Below are 19,225 nucleotides of genomic sequence, written 5' to 3' on the forward strand. Positions count from 1 at the left end.
GGCCCGCGGCGGGCTGGTCGGGGGACGAGGGCGGGGTGTTCTCCGGCGGGAGAGGTGTGCTCATCGCGCGAGTATCGCAGAGCGGTGGCGGCGTCCTGCGCCTATGAGACGTGCCGTCTCATCGGCACTCTCCTCCCGGCCGCGAGATGCCACTTCGGTACGCCCGCTACGGCGTGTCGCGTACCGAAGTGGCATCTCGCGGCGAGCGGGAGGCGCGCCTCAGCGCAGCGACTCGAGCACGGCCTCCAGCTCGTCGACGGCGAAGTCGATCTCGGCGGCGGTGACCACCAGCGGCGGCGCCAGGCGGATCGTCGAGCCGTGCGTGTCCTTGGCCAGCACTCCGCGGGCCATCAGGGCCTCGCAGACGGCGCGGCCCGAGGCGAGCTGCGGGTCGATGTCGATGCCGGCCCAGAGTCCGGCGCCGCGGACGGCGACCACTCCCCGGCCGATCAGCGACTGGAGGCGCGCGTGCAGCTGGGCGCCGCGCTCGCGGGCGAGGGCCTGGTACTCGCCCGTCGCGAGCATCTCGACGACCGCGAGGCCGACGGCGGCGGCGAGCGGGTTGCCGCCGAAGGTCGAGCCGTGCTGGCCCGGCTGCAGGACGCCGAGCACGTCGGCGTCCGCGACCACGGCCGAGACCGGGACGATGCCGCCGCCGAGCGCCTTGCCGAGCAGGTAGACGTCGGGGACGACTCCGACCAGGTCGCAGGCGAAGGTGGCGCCCGTGCGGCCGAGGCCGGACTGGATCTCGTCGGCGATGAAGAGGACGTTGCGGCGCGCGGTGATCTCGCGGACGGCGGGCAGGTAGTCGGCCGGCGGCACGACGATGCCCGCCTCGCCCTGGATCGGCTCGATCAGCACGGCGACGGTGTCGTCGTCGATCGCGGCCTCGAGGGCTGCGGCGTCGCCGAACGGGACCGTGCGGAATCCGGGCGTGAACGGAGCGAAGCCGTCGCGCGCCTCCGCGTCGTCGCTGAACGAGATGATCGTGGTGGTGCGGCCGTGGAAGTTGCCCGCCGCGACGACGATGTTCGCCCTGCCCGGGGCGACGCCCTTGACCCGGTAGCCCCAGGCGCGCGCGACCTTGATGCCCGACTCGACCGCCTCCGCGCCCGTGTTCATCGGCAGGACCATGTCCTTGCCGGCGAGCGCGGCGAGCGCCGTGACGAACGGGCCGAGGCGGTCGTTGTGGAACGCGCGGCTGGTGAGGGTGACGCGGCCGAGCTGCTCGCGGGCCGCCTCCAGCAGCACCGGGTGCGAGTGGCCGAAGTTCACGGCGGAGTAGGCGGCGAGGCAGTCGAGGTAGCGGACGCCCTCGACGTCGGTGATCCAGGCGCCCTCGCCGGTGGCCGCGACGACGGGCAGCGGGTGGTAGTTGTGGGCGGCGTGCTCCTCCTCCGCGGCGATGAGGGCGGCGGAGCGGGCGGTGGTGGTGTCGGTGATGCTCATGTCGTTCCTCCTGAGGGGACGATCGACTGTCCAGGAGTCGTCGCACTCGGCGTCGAGTGCGACGACTCGTGGACAGTGGAGGGTGGGCAGGCGCTGCGGGAGGGCGTCGCCGGCCGGTGGGAGTGGGTCAGCGGCGCAGCTCGAGCGTGCAGCACTTCACGCCGCCGCCGCCGAGCAGCAGCTCGGACAGGTCGACGCCGATCGGGTTGTAGCCGCGCTCGCGCAGCTGGCGCTCGAAGCCCGTCGCGCGGGACGCGATCACAACGTTGAGGCCGTCGGAGAAGGAGTTCAGTCCGAGCACGGACGCGTCCTCCTCCGAGACGAGGATCGCGTCGGGGTAGAGCTCGCGGAGGGTGCTGTTGCCCTCCTCGCTGAACGCGCTCGGGAGGTAGGCGATGGTCGTGTCGTCGAGCACGGCGATCGCGGTGTCGAGGTGGTAGAACGACGGGTTCACGAGCTCGAGTGTGACGACCTCGCGGCCGAAGACGCGGGCGACCTCGGCGTGCGAGTCGGAGGCGGAGCGGAAGCCGGTGCCGGCGAGGATCCGCTCGCCGACGAGGAGGAAGTCGCCCTCGCCCTCGTTGACCTCCTCGGGGACGCGGACGTCGAAGCCGGCCGAGCGGAACCAGTCCATGTAGGCGGGGCCCTCGGGCTGGCGCTCGGGGTAGGTGAAGGAGGCGCCGTAGGCGATGCCGTCGATCACGAATCCGCCGTTGGCCGCGTAGACCATGTCCGGCAGACCGGCCTCGGGCTCGATCAGCTCGATCGTGAAGCCGAGCTCCACGTAGGTGTCGTAGAGGGTCTGCCACTGCCGGACGGCGAGGGACGTGTCGGTGGGGACCTGCGGGTCCATCCACGGATTGATGCGGTAGACGACGGTGAAGTGCTCGGGGCGGCACATCAGGATCGTCTTCGCGACGGGGGTTCGGGCGGGTGCCTCAGCGAGCACGGCGGTATCGGTCATTCGAGTCCTCCTGCGAAAGGATGCGGATGAGCGGACCGGGTCCAGTGGCTCCGTGCCCCGCGCGTGACGCAGCGGGATGGAGCACGCTCGCGCCCAGTCTTGCACGCGCCGATCGTGCGATTCTCGCCGTGGCGCGCACGGAACGCGCGTGCATAGCGGGTCTCGCGCACAGGAGTGCCGCGGTCGTCATGGCGAGCGGCGGAGCCCGATGATCCCGAGCTACACACCACGCCTTTCTTCGACAAAGCCTCTCCGATCCTCTTGTCACCGCACCGATGACAATCCCGGACTTCGTGAGATTCTGCCCAGAATGGGGGACTCAGCGAGCCGGAGAAGCACATGGGACGATCCCCCCGGCTCGACAGTCGTCGGACTTCTCTCTCCGACGGATCCGGATGCCCTCCCCCATGCGAACGAAGACCCTCAGCGTCTCCCTTCTCCTCGCCCTGCTCCTCTCCTTCTTCGTCGCGACCCCGGCCCAGGCCGCGGGATCGCCTGCGGCGCCGACGAACGTCGTCGCTTCTGACAACAGCTGCACGGACGCCGTCACCATCTCGTGGACGGCACCCGCGCAGAAGGTCGCCGGCTATCGCGTGCACATCTACATGAAGAAGGGCGACTGGTGGGACGGCGGCGGATGGAACGATTCCGTCCGGCTCTACTCCGCTTCAGGCGCCACGTCGATCACGGTGGATCTCCGCTCCGACCAGGACCCTTACTACATCGAGGTGGCGAGCGTCACCGATTTCAGCGTTCCTTTCGAGGGAGGTTCCGATGGAGTCCTGCTCGTGCCTTCCAGCACCCAGAGCACGAGCGCGACCACGGCACTCGACCATTGGTGGACTGCGCCGGCTCCGGCTCAGGTCACAGGAGAAGTGTCGGGCACCGGTACCGTCACGTGGCGATGGGCTCCGCCGACGAAGGACGGGATGCTCTGCTCTTTCGATCGCTATCACTGGTACTCCTCCGCTGAGGGCTATCCGGACTACGACGGGGACCTCGTCGACTCGCAGACGATGGAGGCCACAACTCAGATGAAGCCGGGGCAGAAGTACAACTTCTGCGTCGTTGCCGAGACTTTCGCATACATGGGCGACGAGACGCCGGAGTACTCCTCCGGCGAACAAGCATGCGCAACCGCATCGTGGAGCACTTCCACCCCGATGCCGGTCACAGAACTGCGAGCGATTGCAGGTTCCGATCGGCGGGTCGTCGTGACGTGGCAGCCGCCCGTCGGGGACGGCAACTCGCCGATTCTCGGCTATCGCGTCGGCCGGTCCGGCACTGACGCGAGCGGCAGCGGGCCCTGGTCGACCATTGTGAGCACCGTGCGGAGCGATTCCGCTCAGCCCTACAGCCAGACCTTCACGAATCTGAAGGCGAATACCGAGTACACCTTCTCGGTCACCGCTTTCAACAAGATCGGTCAGGGCGAGTCCGCGACGACCACGATCGTCGTCGAGCCGCACCGCGCACCTTCCGAGCCGAGCTCCGTCGTGGCGATCCCCGACAGCTCCACCCGCAGCGCGACCCTGAACTGGACGGTTCCGACCGACACCGGGGGGACCTCGATCACCGGGTATCGCGTGTCCCGCGACGGCTTCGACAACAGTGGAGCCGGGCCCTGGACCACTGTGGTGTCGGCGTCGACGCTCTCGCAGACGTTCTCCAATCTGACCGTCGGTTCCGCCTACACGCTGCGGGTGAGCGCTCTGAACTCCGCCGGAGAGAGCGACGGCGTGACGAGAAGCGTCGTCATCGGCGGCACCGCTCTCACCGCCGCCACCCCGACGATCACCGGCACCGCCGCGGTCGGCTCGACGCTCACGGCGAGCGCCGGCACCTGGGGCCCCTCCCCTGTCGCCCTCGCCTACCAGTGGCGCGCGAACGGCACCGCGATCAGCGGGGCGACCGGCACCACGTACCGTCCGGTCGCGGGCGACGCGGGCAGGGTGATCACCGTCGCCGTCACGGGCTCGAAGTCGGGCTACGTCTCGACGACACGCGTCTCCTCCGGGACCGCTGCCGTGACCGGCGGCGCGATCACCGCTGCGACGCCGACCATCAGCGGCACGGCGAAGGTCGGCTCGACCCTCACCGCGAAGCCCGGCACCTGGGGCCCCTCCCCCGTCGCCCTCGCCTACCAGTGGAAGGCGAACGGCACCGCTCTGAGCGGGGCGACGTCTGCGACGTACACGCCGACCAGCGCCACTCTCGGCAAGACGATCACCGTGACGGTCACAGGGTCGAAGTCCGGATTCACCGCCGTGACGAAGACCTCCGCGAAGACGAGCGCCGTGGTGGCGGGCACCCTCTCCGCCGCGACCCCGACGATCACCGGCACCGCGAAGGTCGGCTCCACCCTGACCGCCAAGCCGGGCACCTGGGGTCCCTCGCCGGTGGCCCTCACCTACCAGTGGAAGGCGAACGGCACCGCGATCTCCGGGGCGACCTCCGCCACCTACAAGCCGACCAGCGCCGCGGTGGGGAAGAAGATCACGGTGACCGTCACCGGCAAGAAGGCCGACTACACGACGGCGACGCGCACCTCCGCCGCCACCGCAGCGGTCGTCAAGTAGGGGATCCGACCCGGGTCGCCGAGGGAGCCTGCTCGCGCGGACTCCTCCGGCGGCCCCGGGAATCCACCACCATCGTCCCCCGGACGGGGGCCCATCCCGCCGACACCCGCCCTCGCCCTGAGGCGGGCGGCGGCTAGCATTCAGACACCGTGTCCGCCGCGGCCTCCCGCGGATCCTGCCGAAAGGCCCGCCGTGCCCGCACGCTCCCTCGCCGCGATCGGCGTCTCCGCTCTCCTGCTGGCCGGCCTCGCCGCCGGTCCGGCCGTCGCCGCCCCCGATCTCCCGGGCGCGAGCGCCGCGCAGGAGGCGGCCGCCGAGGTCGTCCTCTCCGGCACCATCGCGCTCCGCGACGCCGATGAGGAGCACCCCGCCCCCGCGAACCCGTCCTTCTACGTCCAGGTCCAGAACGCCGAGGGCGACGTGGTCGCCGAGGCGGACACGGGCGCCGACTTCTCCCTCCCCGTTCCCGGCGGCGAGCCCCTCACCGTCCGCGCGAACCTGATCGGCAGCGACGACTGGTACCCGACCTGGTTCGGCGACACCCCGATCGCCGAGGCCGCGAGGACGACCCGGGGGACCGACGAGTCCGTCGCCATCTCCCTCCTGCGCACCGCCGAGCTGTCCGGATCGATCACCGCCGACGCGGTCCCGGGCGTCTCCTCCCCCTCCTTCGACGTGCAGGCCTGGTGGGTCGACGGAGGGACGTACACGCTCCTCGACTCCGTCCCCGTCACCGGAGCCCCCGGCGCCGCCCGCGCGTGGGACACGAGCGACCTCGCCCTGCCCGCCGGCGACTACCTCCTGCGCCTCGTGGAGCCGGGGTACCCCGCCTACGACGACCAGTACTTCTCGCGCCTGGCCCGCCTCGACGAGCGCGCGGTCGTGTCCGTGCCGCCGGGCGGCCGCAGCGGGATCGACTTCTTCCCGTCGGCCTACTCCTCCGACGTCGCCCGCCTCGCCGGGACCGACCGGTACGCGACCGCCGTCGCGGTGACCGCCTCCGGATTCGCCGACGGCGCCCCCGTCGTCTACCTCGCCAGCGGAGCGAACTGGCCGGACGCGCTCAGCGCCGGCCCCGCCGCCGCGAAGCAGGGCGGCGCCCTCCTGCTCACCGACCCGAGCGTCCTGCCCGCCGTGGTGGCGGACGAGCTGCGCCGCCTCGCCCCGCAGCGGATCGTCGTGGTCGGCAGCGCCCTCTCCGTGAGCGAGTCGGTGCTCCAGCAGGTGAAGGCCCTCGGGATCCCGACCGAGCGCATCGAGGGCGTCGACCGCTACGACACCTCGCGCCGGATCGTCGAGGACGCCTTCCCCGACGGCAGCTACGAGAACGTCTTCGTCGCGACCGGCACCAACTTCCCGGACGCCCTCTCGGTCGCGCCGATCGCCGGCCGCCGCGCCGAGCCCGTCCTCCTCGTCGACGGCGCCCGCTCGCGCCTCGACCAGCCGACCCGTGACACCCTCGCCGGACTCGACCCCTCCTCCGTGCAGCTGCTCGGCGGTGCGCCGTCGATCTCGACCGCCGTGGAGGCCGACCTCCGCGCCGCGAAGATCGCCGACACCGTGTCGCGCATCGCCGGGACGGACCGCCACGACACCAGCCGACACCTCAACGACGTCTTCCCGCCGTCCGAGCTGGGCGACACCGTCTACCTCGCGACCGCCACCGGCTTCGCCGACGCGCTGGCCGTCGGCCCGGTCGCCGCGAAGCAGGGCGCCCCGCTCTACCTCAGCGAGCCGACCTGCCTGCCGCGCAGCACCCGTGTGAAGATGCAGGGCCACGACCTCGATCAGGTGCTGCTCCTCGGCAGCCCCCTGACCCTGTCGGCGCAGGTGCGCTCGCTGTCCGCCTGCTGAGACCCGAGACGCACCGCAGCCCTGGAGATCCATGAGCGCCACCGCCGACCGTCCCCTCCTCGTCGGCATCGAGACCGGGGGCACGAAGGTCGTCGCGGCGGTCGCCGACGCCGCTGATCCCGAGCGGATCCTCGCGACGACGACCCTGCCGACCCGCGGGCCCGCCGAGACTCTCGCCGATCTGGCCGGCTTCGTCAGCGGCCACGGAGTCGACGGCACCGTCGCCGCGGTCGGCGTCGCCTCCTTCGGCCCGCTCGACATCGACCCCGGCTCGCCGACCTACGGACACCTCACCTCCACGCCGAAGCTCGGCTGGGAAGGCACCGACGTCCTCGGCCCGATCGGCGCGGCCGCACCGGGCGCGCGGCTCGCGCTGGTCACCGACGTCAACGGAGCCGCCCTGGGCGAGGCCCGCTGGGGCGCCGGAACCGGAGTCGACGACTTCGTCTACCTGACCGTCGGCACCGGAGTCGGCGGCGGCGTGATCGCGGGCGGACGGCTCCTCGCCGGCAGCGGCTGGCCCGAGGTCGCGCACCTGCTGCCCCGCCGCCACCCCGAGGACGGCTTCGCCGGCACCTGCCCGTTCCACGGCGACTGCCTCGAGGGCCTGGTCGCCGGTCCCGCGATCTCGGCGCGCTGGGGCGTCGACGGCTCCCGCCTCGGCCCGGAGGAGGCGGCCGCGAACCTCCGCTTCAGCTCCTACTACCTCGCACAGCTCGTCACGACGCTCGCCTACGTCGCGGGCGTGCGGCTCGCGGTCGTCGGCGGAGGCGTGTCGAAGACGCCGGGCCTCGTCCCCGCGGTCGAGGCCGAGGTCGAGCGGCTGATGGGCGCGCCTGGAGCGACGGGGACGGGCGGCGGACGGATCCGCATCGTGCGCCCCGCCCTCGGCGACGAGTCCGGAGTGCGCGGTGCGATCTCGCTGGCGGAGTCCCTGCTCGGCTGAGCCCTACCCTCGTTCCATGAGCGAGCGACCCGTCGACCCCTCCGCCCCCGACTCCGGCCGCGACGAGACGGTGGAGGAGAGATCCGACCGCAACTGGAACGAGATCCTGCAGGAGCTGCGGGTCGTGCAGACCGGCACGCAGATCCTGGGCGGCTTCCTCCTGACGCTGTGCTTCCAGCAGCGGTTCGCCGACCTCGCGCCGCCGGACGTGGCGCTCTACCTCGTGCTCGTCCTGCTCGCCGCGTGCGTCACGATCCTGGCGCTGGCGCCGGTCATCGCCCACCGGCTGCTGTTCCAGCGGCGGAGGAAGGCCGAGCTGGTGCGGTTCGGCAACCGGGTGGTCACGGTGTGCCTCGCGGCGGGGTCGCTGCTGTTCGTCGGAGTCGTGGGCTTCGTGTTCGACGTCGTGCTGGGCGGGCCGGCAGGGCTGTGGGCGGGCGGAGGCGTGCTGCTGCTGCTCGCGGTGGTCTGGGCGACCGCGCCGGTCCTCCTGCGGAGGCGCTGACGGCGGCGGAGTCTGCCCGCCCCTCCCCCGCGAGTCAACGGGGTACCCGGGTCCGCGCCGCTCTTCCTACCGTGGGCCGCGAGGCGCGCACCGCGCCGACGCGAGAGGAGCACCATGACCGACCGGACCGGGCAGTCGCAGGAGAACCCGCAGAACCACGACCACGTCGACGACGCGGGCGTCGACAAGCCCTCGCAGGCCGAGGGCGACGACACCGAGGGATCGGCCGGCTGATCGCCCCCTCGATCCCCGCCCTCCCCGCGATCGACAGCAGTGCAGCCGTCCTCGCCGACGGCTACCTCTTCGGGACGCGGCGCTTCGACGACGTGGGCGCGGACGCGTTCCGCACCCGGATCCTCGGACGGCCCGTGATCGTGGCGCGCGGCATCGAGGCGGCGCGATTCTTCTACGAGGGCGGGCGCTTCGACCGCGAGGGCGCGCTGCCCGGCTCGGTGCTGCACCTCCTGCAGGACGAGGGCAGCGTGCAGACCCTCGAGGACGAGCCGCACCGGCGGCGGAAGCGGATGTTCCTCGACCTGGTGGAGACGCCCGAGCAGCGGTCGAGGCTGGTCTCCGCCTTCGCGCGGGAGTGGCAGGCGGCCGCCGCCCGGCTGACCGGCGAGCGGGTCCGCCTCCAGGACGTCGCCGCGGAGGTCCTGGGCCGCGCGGTCCTGTCGTGGGCCGGCATCGAGGCCGACGAGGAGGAGGTGCTGCGGCGCACGGACGAGCTCCGGGCGATGATCGACAACGCCGGGCGCTTCGGCCCGCCCAACTGGTCCGCGCGACTCCGCCGCCGCTCGACCGAGCGGTGGGCGCGGGGCCTGATCGAGGCGAGCCGGACGGCCGGGCCCTCCCCGACCCCCCTGCACCGGATCGCGCACGAGAAGGAGGACGGCGGCCTCCTGCCCGTCGAGGTCGCCGCGGTGGAGCTGATCAACCTGCTGCGGCCCACGGTCGCGGTGGGCGGCTTCGTGGTGCTGGCGGCGCTGGCGCTGCACGGGCATCCGGAGTGGCGGGAGCGGCTCGCCGACCAGGAGGAGCGCGTCGCGTTCGCGAACGAGGTGCGGCGCTTCTCCCCGTTCTTCCCGATGGTCGGAGGACGGGCCCGACGGGAGCTGGACTTCCGCGGCGAGACCCTCCCCGTGGGGCAGTGGATGCTGCTCGACCTCTACGCGACGGACCACGGCTCGCACTGGGAGGCTCCGGGACGCTTCGATCCGGAGCGGTTCCGGTCGCCGGTCGACCGCGACGGCTTCAACGCGCAGGGCGGCGGGCACTACGGAGGCGACCACCGGTGCCCGGGCGAGCCGGCGACCGTCGACCTGCTGTCCGCGGCGCTGGAGCTCCTGGTCGCGGGACACCCGTACGACGTCGAGGACGGGCAGGATCTGCGCGTGAGCCTGCAGAGCTTCCCGACCGGGCCGGAGGACGGCTTCGTGGTGAGGTTCCGCTAGGAGCGGGGCGGCCTCGGCGAGCGGTCTCCGCGGCGGGCGACGCCTGCGGCGGGGCGGGCGACGTCCGCGGCGGGGCGGTCCTCCTCCACAGGCCGCGGTTCTCCGCCTTCTCCCCCGATCCGTTCGGGCGCGTCCCGCCGGAGCGGCCCGACGAGCACGCTCGGGGGATGCAGCAGCCGAATCAGTCCTCCGGAGCGTCGAGCTCCTCGAGCGCCCGCAGCGCCTCGCGGGCGCGCTCGAGCCGATCGGCCTCGGGCTCGTCCCACCAGGCCGGTCCGCGCTCGCCCAGCCCGTGCTTGGCGAGCCCGACCCTCCTGCGCGCCAGCGCCTCCGCTTCCGCGTCCTCGTGCAGCCGGGCGGAGCGCACCCCCGAGCGCCCTCGCCCGAGGTGCGAAGTCAGGCCGGCGACCACGTCCTCCGGCAGCGAGGGATCGGTGCGCCGCCACCGGCGGCCCTTCACCACGAGCCAGCGCTCGTCGTCCTCGTCGCTCACTCCGTCACCGCCGCCTCGGGTTGAGCCGGTCGCCGGTGCTCGTGAGGTCCACCTGCTCCGGCAGCAGGAGCGCCTCGATCCGTCCGGTGGCGGAGAGCCGCAGCAGGTCGTCGACGAGGGCGCGCGAGCCGCCGATCAGCGTCGAGTCGAAATCGACCTCGCTCGCGAGGTACCAGGCCCGGTCCTCCGGCCAGAGCGCGAGCGGAGTCTGCACGACGAGCCCGGAGGCGTCGGCGAAGCCCGCCGCGCGCGCCCACGCGGTGTCCTCGAGCACCCTGACGTCGAGCGAGAGCAGAGGCCCCTCCCGCCCCGGCAGCTCGACCGTCGCCGCGGCGGCGGTCTCGGGGTGCTCCCAGCCGGTCGGCCGGGTGTCGCTCATCCACTCGGGCAGCTCCTCCGAGGCGTCCGAGCGGGAGATCAGGATCCGCGACCCGCCGCTCAGCACGCCGAACCCCTCCCAGAACACGGCGAGGCAGTCGTCGGGGGTGCTCGTGTGCTCCGCGAGCACGGCGGCGACGGCCGCGAGCTCGTCGAGCGGGAGCACTCCGAGGCGGGGCTCCGGGTACTCGTCGGGATGCTCGCCGGTGAGCGAGTACCACTGCGCGAGCGGATGCAGGAGCGTCCCCTCCCGCTCGGCGACCTCGCGCCAGCGCCGGGGCGGGTCGTCGGAGGGGTGCAGGATCCGCACGGCCGCCTCGAACAGCGGAGGGACGATCCCCTCGAAGCGCCCGAACGCGCCGAGAGCGCGCAGCATCGGCTCCGCCCGCCCAGCGTCCCGCTCGGCGCGCAGGGGCGCGTCCTGGGGTGTCGGCTCGACCATCGGCCCAGGCTAGCGCTGGACGGTCGCTCCGCTCAGGGCGGAGAGGGCCCGCTGCGGCCCCGTCTCGCGGGCGAGGCCCTCGGCGAGCGCCGTCAGCCGTTCCCGGGCGGGAGCGTCGAGTGCGAGCATCCGCCGCGCAGCCTCCGCGAGCTCTCCCGCGGATGCGGCGTTGGGGTCGAGCACGGCGGCGAACCCGGCGTCCTCGAGCGCGGCCGCCCCCGCGAACTGGTCCGTCGAGAACGGCAGGACGACGAGCGGCACGCCCGCGGTCATCGCCTCCGTGACGCTGTTGTTGCCGCCGTGGCTGACCGCCAGCGCGGCCCGGCGCAGGAGTGCGACCTGCGGCAGGAAGCCGCGGACCAGCCAGCCCTCGGGGACCTCGCCCAGGGCCGAGCGCTCGGTCGCGCCGGAGGCGAGAGCCACCCGGACGGGCCTGCCCCCGGTCTCGACGCCGGCCAGGGCCTCGACGACCCGGGCCAGCACGTCGTCGCGCACCGAGAGGAAGCTGCCGAAGCTCACGTAGACGACCGGATCCTCGGACGCGGCGAGCCACTCCTCGACCTCCGCGTCGTCAGGCTCCTCGCGGACGGCGGAGCCGAGGAACGCGTGCGGCGGCAGCTGCGCGGTGCGGGCCGAGTCGTGGAGCTCGCCCGGGTAGTTGAGCAGCAGGACGTCGCCGCTCTCGGCGAAGGCGTCGGCGCTGGGCGCCGCTCCGGGGTCGAGGGTGGCGAGGGCGGCGTTCCACTCGGCGGTGAAGGAGTCGCGCACCTGCTCGCAGAGGGCGCGGAGCGCATCGAGGTCGTCCGGCTCCGGTGCGAAGGCGTCCGGCCAGACCGGAGGGAAGCCGTAGACCTCGCCGGGCACCGTGAGCGCGCTGGGGTGGCCGAGCACGACGTCGCCGTAGGGCACGCGCAGTGCCTTCAGCGCCACGCGCGCGGTGAAGGCGAGGTGGTCGACCACGATCGCGTCGGGCTGCACCTCGTCGAGGATCACGCGCAGGCGCGCGGCGACGCCGGCCGGATCCCAGAGCAGGTCGGTGAGCCGCTCCCGCGCCTGGTAGGCGAGGGTGGGGACCATCCCGCGCCGGGTGGCGTCGAAGAAGCCGCGGAGGGACGCGCCCTCGTCGGGCGCCTGCTCCTCCGCGCGGATCGTGCCCGGGTTGGAGCCGCGCCCCAGCCGGAGCGCGATGTGCTCGAAGCCGAAGCCGTCCACGATGGAGCGCGTCGCGTCGCCGGTCGCCACGACGACGCGCTCGCCCGCCTCCTGCCACGCCGTGCCGAGGGTGGCCAGCGGGAGCAGGTGCGACGCGTAGTCGGGACTGATGATCAGCAGGGTCACGAGGCCCCCAGCGCGAGCGGCGAGCGGAGGGGACGCTCCTGGTCCGCGGTCGCCTGCGCGTAGACGCCCGAGAGGGCGTGCGCCATGGCCTGCACCGTGTAGCGCTCGGCGACCATCGCGCGCCCGCGGGCCGCGGCGTGCTCGCCGAGAGGGCCTCCTGCGAGATCGAGTGCGGCGGCGGCACCGGCGGCGAGCGCTGCGGGGTCGGCGGTGTCGACCAGGAAGCCGGTCTCCCCCTCCTCGACGTAGGTCGCGGGCCCGCCGGTCGCCGGAGCGACGACGACCAGTCCCGCGGAGAGCGCCTCGAGGAGGGCGATGCCGAACTCCTCCTTGACGCTCGCGCAGACGTACGCGCCTCCCGGAGCCGAGAGCCCCGGTCGGCCGTGCCGGATCGCGCCGAGCCAGCGGGCCACGGTCCCGTTCGGGCGGTGGCCGGCCAGGAGCAGACCGTCGGACGCGACGGCGCGGATGCGGTCGAGCTGCTCGCGCTCGTCGGGGCTCGGGTCGGCGAGGTCTCCGCCGACCAGGAGCAGGTTGGCGCGCTCCCGGAGCGAGGGGTCGGACGCCCAGGCCTCGGCGAGCGCCGCCATCCCCTTCACCCGGTGCAGGCGGCCCACGCTGAGCAGCAGCGGGAGGCCGCGGCGGTGCTCGGGCAGCCTCTCCAGCAGGAGGTCGAGCGAGGCCAGGTCGCCGCCCTCGTCCAGCGCGACCGGCTCACCGGCGGCGGAGGCGCGCGCGGCCGCCTCGCCGCGCTCGACGAGGCCGACGTCGATCCCCTCCGGGACGATCGTGTGCCGCTCCGGGTGCGCGGTGATGTCGACGCCGATCAGCTCGCGGATGGTCGCGGCCAGCTCCTCCCGCGGGAAGAGGACGGTGTGCGCGGCGTCGGCGGCCAGCCGCTGCACCAGGCGCACGCGGAACCAGAAGTGCTCGGCGGCGTCGCGCTCGCCGAAGTCCGCGCGGGTGAGGGCGCCGGAGGCGTCCAGGCCCGCGATCAGGGCGTGCGGGTCCGGAGCGAGGGTGAACACGACAGGGATCTCGAGCTCCCGGGCGACCGCGGCCGCCGCGAGGGATCCGACGTCCGCCATCCGCAGGTGCAGCACGTCGACCCGGCCGGCCTTGCGCAGGATCCGGCGGATGCCGCGCTCGGCGGCGATGCGTCGGCTCCAGGCCTGGGGCATGGCGACGGGGGGCCCCACGAACGGGACCGGAGCGAAGCCGTGGCCGGAGCCGGGCAGCTCGCCGAGCGCGCGCTCGGCCTCGGCCGGAGTCCCGCGCGACAGCGTGAGCACCCGGTCGATCCCCTCCTGCTCGACGAGCGAGTCGCCCAGGCGCACCAGCAGGGTCGCGATCCCGCCGTTGTCTCCGGCTCCCACCCGGGTCAGAGTCCCGTCGATGTCGGCGTGGACGAAGAGCTGCGCGACCGTCGGACCGGCCTCCACGGCCGGTCCGGGGGCGAGGTCGCCCAGGGCGAGCCGGGCGAGGGGCCCGATCGGCGCCGCATCCTCGGCCAGGCCGGTGAGCAGGAGCTCGGCGTCGTCGGAGCCGCGCTCGCCGAGCGCGTCCGTCGCGGCGGCCCGCGCCTCCACCCCCTCCGCGCGATCGGCGGCCACGTGCAGGAGGGTGCGCTCGGCGATCGCGCCGGGCACGAGGCCCAGGGTCTCGACGAGCCGTGCCCGAGCCGCCGCCTCGCGCTCGCCGAGCAGCGCGCCCTCGAGCGCGACGGCGACGAGGTCGGGGGTCGAGGAGGCCCAGAGCAGGACGGTGCGCTGCGCGAGCATGCCGGAGAACGCGCCGTCGCGGACCAGGCGCAGCAGCGGCCCGAGCGCGGCCGGGCGGGGCAGGCGCCCGCCGAAGGCCCAGGCGGCGTGCTCGCGGAGGTACGGGCGCTCGTCCTCGAGCAGCATGAGCAGCGCGAGGTCGGCCTCCTCGTCGAAGACCTGCGCGAGCGAGTGCACGGCCGCGATCGCGGTGAGCTGGTCCGAGGGGTCCAGGGCTGCTCGGGTGAGCAGCCGTACCGCGCGGCCGCCGCCGTCGCTGACCGCGGCGACCGTCAGCTCGTCGGCCATCCGGACGGCCTCGAGCAGAGTGGGAGCGGCGCGCACGGCGTCGAGAGCGGTCTGCGTGGCCATGGTTCACCTGGTCTGTCGGAGTGGAGAGTGCGGCGGAGCGCGACTCCCGACCGCTGGAGCGGCCCAGGAGGAGCGGACCGGTACCGAGCATGCCGCGCGGGCGGCTGGGATTTCGCCACTTGCGCCGGATCTCCTCCCACGGTACGGCCTCCTGTCAAGGGGGTGATGGCCGCAGTTCGTTTGCGAAACGCGCGAGGATCCTCAGCCGCGGGTCCACTCCAGGAGCCGCTCGACCGGCCAGGTGGTCACGATCCGCTCCTCCGGGACGCCGAGCCGCTCCGCCCGCTCCGCTCCGTAGTCGAGCAGGCCGAGCTGGCCCGGGGCGTGCGCATCGCTGTCGATCGAGAACAGGCAGCCCGCCTCCATCGCGAGCGCGATCAGCTCGTCCGGCGGGTCCTCGCGCTCGGGGCGGGCGTTGATCTCGACGGCGGTGGAGTGGTCGGCGCACGCCCGGAAGACGGCCCGCGCGTCGAAGGTCGACGGCGGGCGGGTGCCGCGCTCGCCCGACACCAGCCGCCCGGTGACGTGGCCGAGGACGTCGGTCCGCGGATCCGACGCTGCTGCGACCAGCCGGGCCGTCATCTCACGGGAGGGCAGCCGCAGCTTCGAGTGGGCGCTCGCGACGACCACGTCGAGACGGTCCAGCAGCTCGTCCGTCTGGTCGAGCGCGCCGTCCTCGAGGACGTCCACCTCGATCCCGCTGAGCAGCCGCAGGGTCCCGGTGTCGAGGCCCGCGAGATGGGTCAGCTGCTCCTCCAGCCGCTCCGCGCTGAGACCGTGGGCGACTCGGAGCCGCGGCGAGTGGTCGGTGAGCGCCAGGTACTCGTGGCCGAGCGCGCGGGCGGCGTCCGCCATCGCGAGGACGGGCGTCGCCCCGTCGGACCACTCGCTGTGGCTGTGGAGGTCGCCGCGCAGCCGTCCCCGCAGAGCACTCGCGGGCGGAGGAGCAGAGCCGCGCAGCTCCGCGAGATAGTCGGGCACCCGGCCCGATCGCGCCTGCTCGATCACGGTGAAGGTCGTGTCGCCGATCCCGGAGGCCCGTCGCACGAGGGCGAGGTCGTCCCGCTCAGCGGGCGCCATCCCCTCCAGCACCGCGGCCGCGCGGCGGAACGCCTTCGCCCGGTAGCGCGAGGCCCGCTCCCGCTCGAGCAGTGCTGCGATCTCCTCGAGTGCCGCGATCGGGTCCATGCGCCCGGTCTACCACGGCGCCCGCCGCGCCCTCACCCCCTCGACAGCGGCGCCGGCCCGCCACGGCGCCGCCCCTTGTCCCGGCCGCTCGACGCTGGGAACCGGCCGAACCCCGTTGCCGAGTGGCGTGATCGAGATATATCGTGACTGTCGTCCACTCGCGATGTATCGCGTTTCAGAAGGCACCCCGGTGCAGGAGGAGGAGCTCATGTCCCTCGAGAAATGGCTCGTACAGGCCGGCGAGACGAAGGTCATCGACCTCGACGTCGTCCGCTCGGTCAAGGTCGCCCTCGTCGGCGGCCAGATCGACGTCATCGCCCACGACGAGCCGACCGCTCGCGTGGAGGTCCACAGCGTCGACGGCCGCCCGCTCAAGGTCTCGATGGACGGCGACCGCCTCGAGATCGACCACGTCCAGCTCCGCTGGGACACCATCGTCGACGTCGTGAAGGGCCTCGGCCGCCGCGGCGACCGCGCCGACATCAGCCTCCTCGTCCCCCGCGGCGTCGACCTGAAGTTCGACACCGTCTCGGCCGACGGCCTGGTCTCGGGCCTCCACAGCGACGCCCGCGTCTCGACGGTCGGCGGCGACATCGTCGTCGACGGCCTGCACGGCGACATCGAGGTGAACACCGTCCACGGCGAGCTCTCGGTCCGCAGCCACACCGGCCGCGTCACCGCGCGCACCGTCTCCGGCGACGTCACCGCGACCGGCGACCTCACCCGCTTCACCGTCGACGGCGTCTCGGGCAGCGTCTTCGTCGACGCCGAGGGCACCCCCGACCGGATCCAGGCCAACACCGTCAGTGGCGACCTCACGATCCGCGTCGACGAGGGCCTCGGCGCCCGCTACCGCATCAACACCGTCTCGGGCACGCTCCAGCTCGACGGCACCGTCGTCAAGGGCACCTTCGGCCGGGGCTTCACCTCGACCACCGGCTCGCTCGACTCGAAGTGGGTCGACGTCGCCGCCAACTCCGTCTCGGGAGACGTGGTCGTCGTCCGCCGGTCCGTCGCCGCCGCCTCCGCCTCAGTGGGCGAGGGCTGGGGCTCCCCCGGCTCCGGCCCCGCCGACGGCCCGCGCCCGATGGACGGGAGCTCGCTGTGAGCCCCGTCTTCGCGCACGGCCGCCTGCGCCTCTACCTGCTCAACCTCCTCGCCGAGTCACCGCGCCACGGTTACGAGCTCATCCAGGCGCTCAGCGAGCGCTTCGGCGGCACCTACGCGCCCAGCGCCGGCACGGTCTACCCGCGCCTCGCGAAGCTCGAGGAGGAGGGACTCGTCACCAAGGAGGCCGACGGCCGCAAGACCGTCTACTCCATCACCGACGCCGGCCGGGCCGAGCTCGCGAACCGCGCGACCGACCTGGGCGACATCGAGGAGGAGCTCACCGACTCCGTCCGCCGCCTGGCCGACGAGGTCCGCCTCGGCGTCGCGGAGGCGATGAAGAGCCTCCGCGCCGACCTCGCCAGCGCCGCCCGCGACTCGCGCGAGCCCGGACGCCGTCCGGAGCACTCCGCGGAGGAGCCGCGTCCGCAGGACACGCCCGGCACCCCGACCGAGCGGCCCGAGCAGACCGAGCGGACCGCACCGGCCGCCCCGGCCGCGACCGACGCGCGCACCGCCTCGCGGATCGCCCTGCGCGACGCCGAGGTGCTGCTCACCGAGTTCCGCGACGAGCTGCGCGCGGAGCTGCGCACCGCCGCCTCCTCGGGATCCGTGACGACCGGGAGCGTCGACGCCCTGCGCGCCGCGCTCGACGAGGCCCGCGCCTCGGTCCGCTCCACGCTGGGCTGAGCCCGGACACCGCACCGCCGAGAGGGCGGGGATCCCACCCGGGGTCCCCGCCCTCTCGGCGCTACTGCCGCCCGACCGCCAGCGCCTCCTCCTCCACGTCGAGGAACGCCAGAGCGCTCACCACCGCCGGCTCCTGGTACCGCCCCTCGGCACGGGCGCGGAGCACCGCCTCCCGCTCGGCCGCGATCATCACGCGCCGGAGCCGGTTGTAGGCCTGCGGGAGCGGCTCCACACCCTCGCCCTCGGGCGGGTTCTCGAGGGCGTCGGCGAGGAAGGTGGCGTTGCGTCGCAGCCGGTCGAGCACGCGGTCCTCCACGCCGTCCTGCGGCTCCTCGTCGAGCCGGGCGAGCCCCGCCGCCTGCGCCTCCGCGAGCAGCATCTGCTTCTCGACGTGCTCCTGCATCTCGTTCGGGGCAGGCAGCTTCAGGGCGCGGACGAGCCGCGGGAGCGCGAGCCCCTCGACGAGCGTCCCCGCCACCACGATGAAGGCGAGGAACTGCAGGAACGCGCGCTGCGGCGTCTCCGCGGGCAGGAGGAACGCGGCGGCGAGGGTGACCACGCCGCGGATACCGGCGAACGACACTCCGATCGCGGTCGGCCAGGTCCACCCGCGCTGCTGCAGCCGGCGCGGGCCGTGCCGGAACAGCAGCGTCGTCATGCACATCCAGGCCACGCGGCTCCCGACCAGCGCCGCGAGCACGGCGGCGCCGATGCCGACCGTCTGCCAGACCCCGATGCCCGAGTCGGCCGTCGCCTCCACCACCGACGACAGGCTCAGCCCGATGAAGAGGAAGACCGCGTTCTCGAGCAGGAACTGGATCGTCCGCCAGTTGAGCGACTCCGCGATCCGCGCCTGCGCCGACTGGATGACGGGCGCCCGATAGCCCAGGTAGAGGCCCGCGACCACGACCGCCAGCACCCCGGAGCCGTGCAGCAGCTGCGCCGGGATGAACGCGACGTAGGGCGTCACCAGCGAGAGGCTCGTGTCCAGGACGGACGACTGCACCTGCTTGCGCACGAACCCGAGCAGCACGGCGATGCCGATCCCGACTCCGCCGCCCACCGCCACGGCCAGCACGAAGTCGAGCGCGATGCGCCCGGGCGTGACCGTGCTGACGATCGCGAGGAGGGAGGCGTTCAGCGCCACCAGGGCGGTCGCGTCGTTGAGGAGGCTCTCGCCCTCGAGCACCGTGAGCATCCGCCGCGGCAGGCGGAGCCGCCCCGCGATCGCGGTGACCGCCACCGCGTCCGTCGGCGCGACGATCGCGCCGAACGCGAGGGCCGCGGCGACCGTGATCGCCGGGACGACCATCCAGGCCACCGCGCCGACCACCGCGACCGTGAACACGACCAGCCCCACCGACAGCAGGAGGATGCTGTCGCCGCGGGCCCGGACGTCGAGGACGGAGGTGCGGATCGCCGCCGCGTAGAGCAGCGGCGGGAGGATCCCGAACAGCACCACGTCCGGCTCGACCACCACCTCCGGGATCCCGGGGACGAAGGAGGCGAGGGCCCCGACAGCGACGAGCGCCACGGGAGCGGACCAGTTCACCCGCCCCGACAGCCCGGTGACCAGGACGGTCACCACCACGAACGAGACGATCCAGACGATCGCGACGACGGGCTCCTCCATCGCGTCACTCCTCCCGGGCGTCCGCGCGCCACGGCCCCATTGTGGCCGCTCGGAGATCAGCCCGGACAGCCGC

The 19,225-nt window shown here is 73.6% G+C and carries 15 protein-coding genes; 7 read left to right on the forward strand and 8 right to left on the reverse strand.

Annotated elements, in window-relative coordinates; translation table 11 throughout:
* Positions 1–219: 219 nt before the first annotated feature.
* The gene (gene rocD / locus C5D08_RS10780; RefSeq protein WP_104277029.1) at positions 220–1,449 is read right to left on the reverse strand and encodes an ornithine--oxo-acid transaminase; all 1,230 of its coding nucleotides are present in this window, start codon (positions 1,447–1,449) and stop codon (positions 220–222) included.
* A 127-nt stretch (positions 1,450–1,576) separates the two neighbouring features.
* Complete coding sequence (gene ddaH / locus C5D08_RS10785) at positions 1,577–2,413, reverse strand: dimethylargininase (RefSeq protein WP_104277030.1); 837 nt, start codon at positions 2,411–2,413, stop codon at positions 1,577–1,579.
* A gap of 407 nt (positions 2,414–2,820) precedes the next feature.
* Here ddaH and C5D08_RS10790 point away from each other — a divergent pair, with 407 nt between their 5' ends.
* The 5 genes from C5D08_RS10790 (at position 2,821) to C5D08_RS10810 (ending at position 9,751) form a co-directional block, all read left to right on the forward strand.
* Positions 2,821–4,992 carry a fibronectin type III domain-containing protein gene (locus C5D08_RS10790; RefSeq protein WP_181110103.1) on the forward strand — a complete coding sequence of 724 codons (2,172 nt, stop codon included), beginning with the start codon at positions 2,821–2,823 and terminating at the stop codon, positions 4,990–4,992.
* Positions 4,993–5,184: 192 nt separating this feature from the next.
* On the forward strand, positions 5,185–6,846 hold the full coding sequence (locus C5D08_RS10795; protein ID WP_104277032.1) for a cell wall-binding repeat-containing protein: 1,662 nt from the start codon (positions 5,185–5,187) through the stop codon (positions 6,844–6,846).
* Positions 6,847–6,877: 31 nt separating this feature from the next.
* Complete coding sequence (locus C5D08_RS10800; RefSeq protein ID WP_104277033.1) at positions 6,878–7,792, forward strand: ROK family protein; 915 nt, start codon at positions 6,878–6,880, stop codon at positions 7,790–7,792.
* 16 nt (positions 7,793–7,808) lie between these two features.
* Positions 7,809–8,297: a DUF6328 family protein gene (locus C5D08_RS10805; RefSeq protein ID WP_104256068.1), complete on the forward strand. Its 489-nt coding sequence runs from the start codon at positions 7,809–7,811 to the stop codon at positions 8,295–8,297.
* 326 nt (positions 8,298–8,623) lie between these two features.
* A complete protein-coding gene (locus tag C5D08_RS10810; protein WP_104277034.1) occupies positions 8,624–9,751 on the forward strand; it encodes a cytochrome P450 in 1,128 nt (375 codons plus the stop codon).
* A 181-nt stretch (positions 9,752–9,932) separates the two neighbouring features.
* Here the strand turns inward: C5D08_RS10810 and C5D08_RS10815 are convergent, their stop codons facing one another.
* The 5 genes from C5D08_RS10815 to C5D08_RS10835 form a co-directional block, all read right to left on the reverse strand.
* Positions 9,933–10,244: a biopolymer transporter Tol gene (locus C5D08_RS10815; RefSeq protein ID WP_104223799.1), complete on the reverse strand. Its 312-nt coding sequence runs from the start codon at positions 10,242–10,244 to the stop codon at positions 9,933–9,935.
* Between the two features lie 4 nt (positions 10,245–10,248).
* Positions 10,249–11,064, reverse strand: a complete 816-nt coding sequence (locus tag C5D08_RS10820; protein WP_104277035.1) for a hypothetical protein — start codon at positions 11,062–11,064, stop codon at positions 10,249–10,251.
* Positions 11,065–11,073: 9 nt separating this feature from the next.
* The gene (locus C5D08_RS10825) at positions 11,074–12,402 is read right to left on the reverse strand and encodes a glycosyltransferase (RefSeq protein ID WP_104277036.1); all 1,329 of its coding nucleotides are present in this window, start codon (positions 12,400–12,402) and stop codon (positions 11,074–11,076) included.
* The gene (locus C5D08_RS10830) at positions 12,399–14,534 is read right to left on the reverse strand and encodes a glycosyltransferase (protein ID WP_104277037.1); all 2,136 of its coding nucleotides are present in this window, start codon (positions 14,532–14,534) and stop codon (positions 12,399–12,401) included. Before C5D08_RS10830 ends, C5D08_RS10825 begins: the two co-directional genes overlap by 4 nt.
* A gap of 201 nt (positions 14,535–14,735) precedes the next feature.
* Positions 14,736–15,722: a PHP domain-containing protein gene (locus tag C5D08_RS10835; RefSeq protein ID WP_104277038.1), complete on the reverse strand. Its 987-nt coding sequence runs from the start codon at positions 15,720–15,722 to the stop codon at positions 14,736–14,738.
* Between the two features lie 208 nt (positions 15,723–15,930).
* Here C5D08_RS10835 and C5D08_RS10840 point away from each other — a divergent pair, with 208 nt between their 5' ends.
* Together C5D08_RS10840 and C5D08_RS10845 are read left to right on the forward strand one after the other, a co-directional pair.
* Positions 15,931–16,830: a hypothetical protein gene (locus C5D08_RS10840; RefSeq protein ID WP_258067379.1), complete on the forward strand. Its 900-nt coding sequence runs from the start codon at positions 15,931–15,933 to the stop codon at positions 16,828–16,830.
* Entirely contained in the window at positions 16,827–17,519 is a 693-nt protein-coding gene (locus C5D08_RS10845; protein WP_104277039.1) for a PadR family transcriptional regulator, read from the forward strand. Before C5D08_RS10840 ends, C5D08_RS10845 begins: the two co-directional genes overlap by 4 nt.
* Positions 17,520–17,580: 61 nt before the next feature.
* Here the strand turns inward: C5D08_RS10845 and C5D08_RS10850 are convergent, their stop codons facing one another.
* Positions 17,581–19,152, reverse strand: coding sequence for a sodium:proton antiporter (locus C5D08_RS10850; RefSeq protein WP_104277040.1), 1,572 nt, complete (start codon positions 19,150–19,152; stop codon positions 17,581–17,583).
* Positions 19,153–19,225 lie beyond the last annotated feature (73 nt).

The organism is Rathayibacter sp. AY1B6 (assembly GCF_002932755.1).
Taxonomy (GTDB): Bacteria; Actinomycetota; Actinomycetes; order Actinomycetales; family Microbacteriaceae; genus Rathayibacter.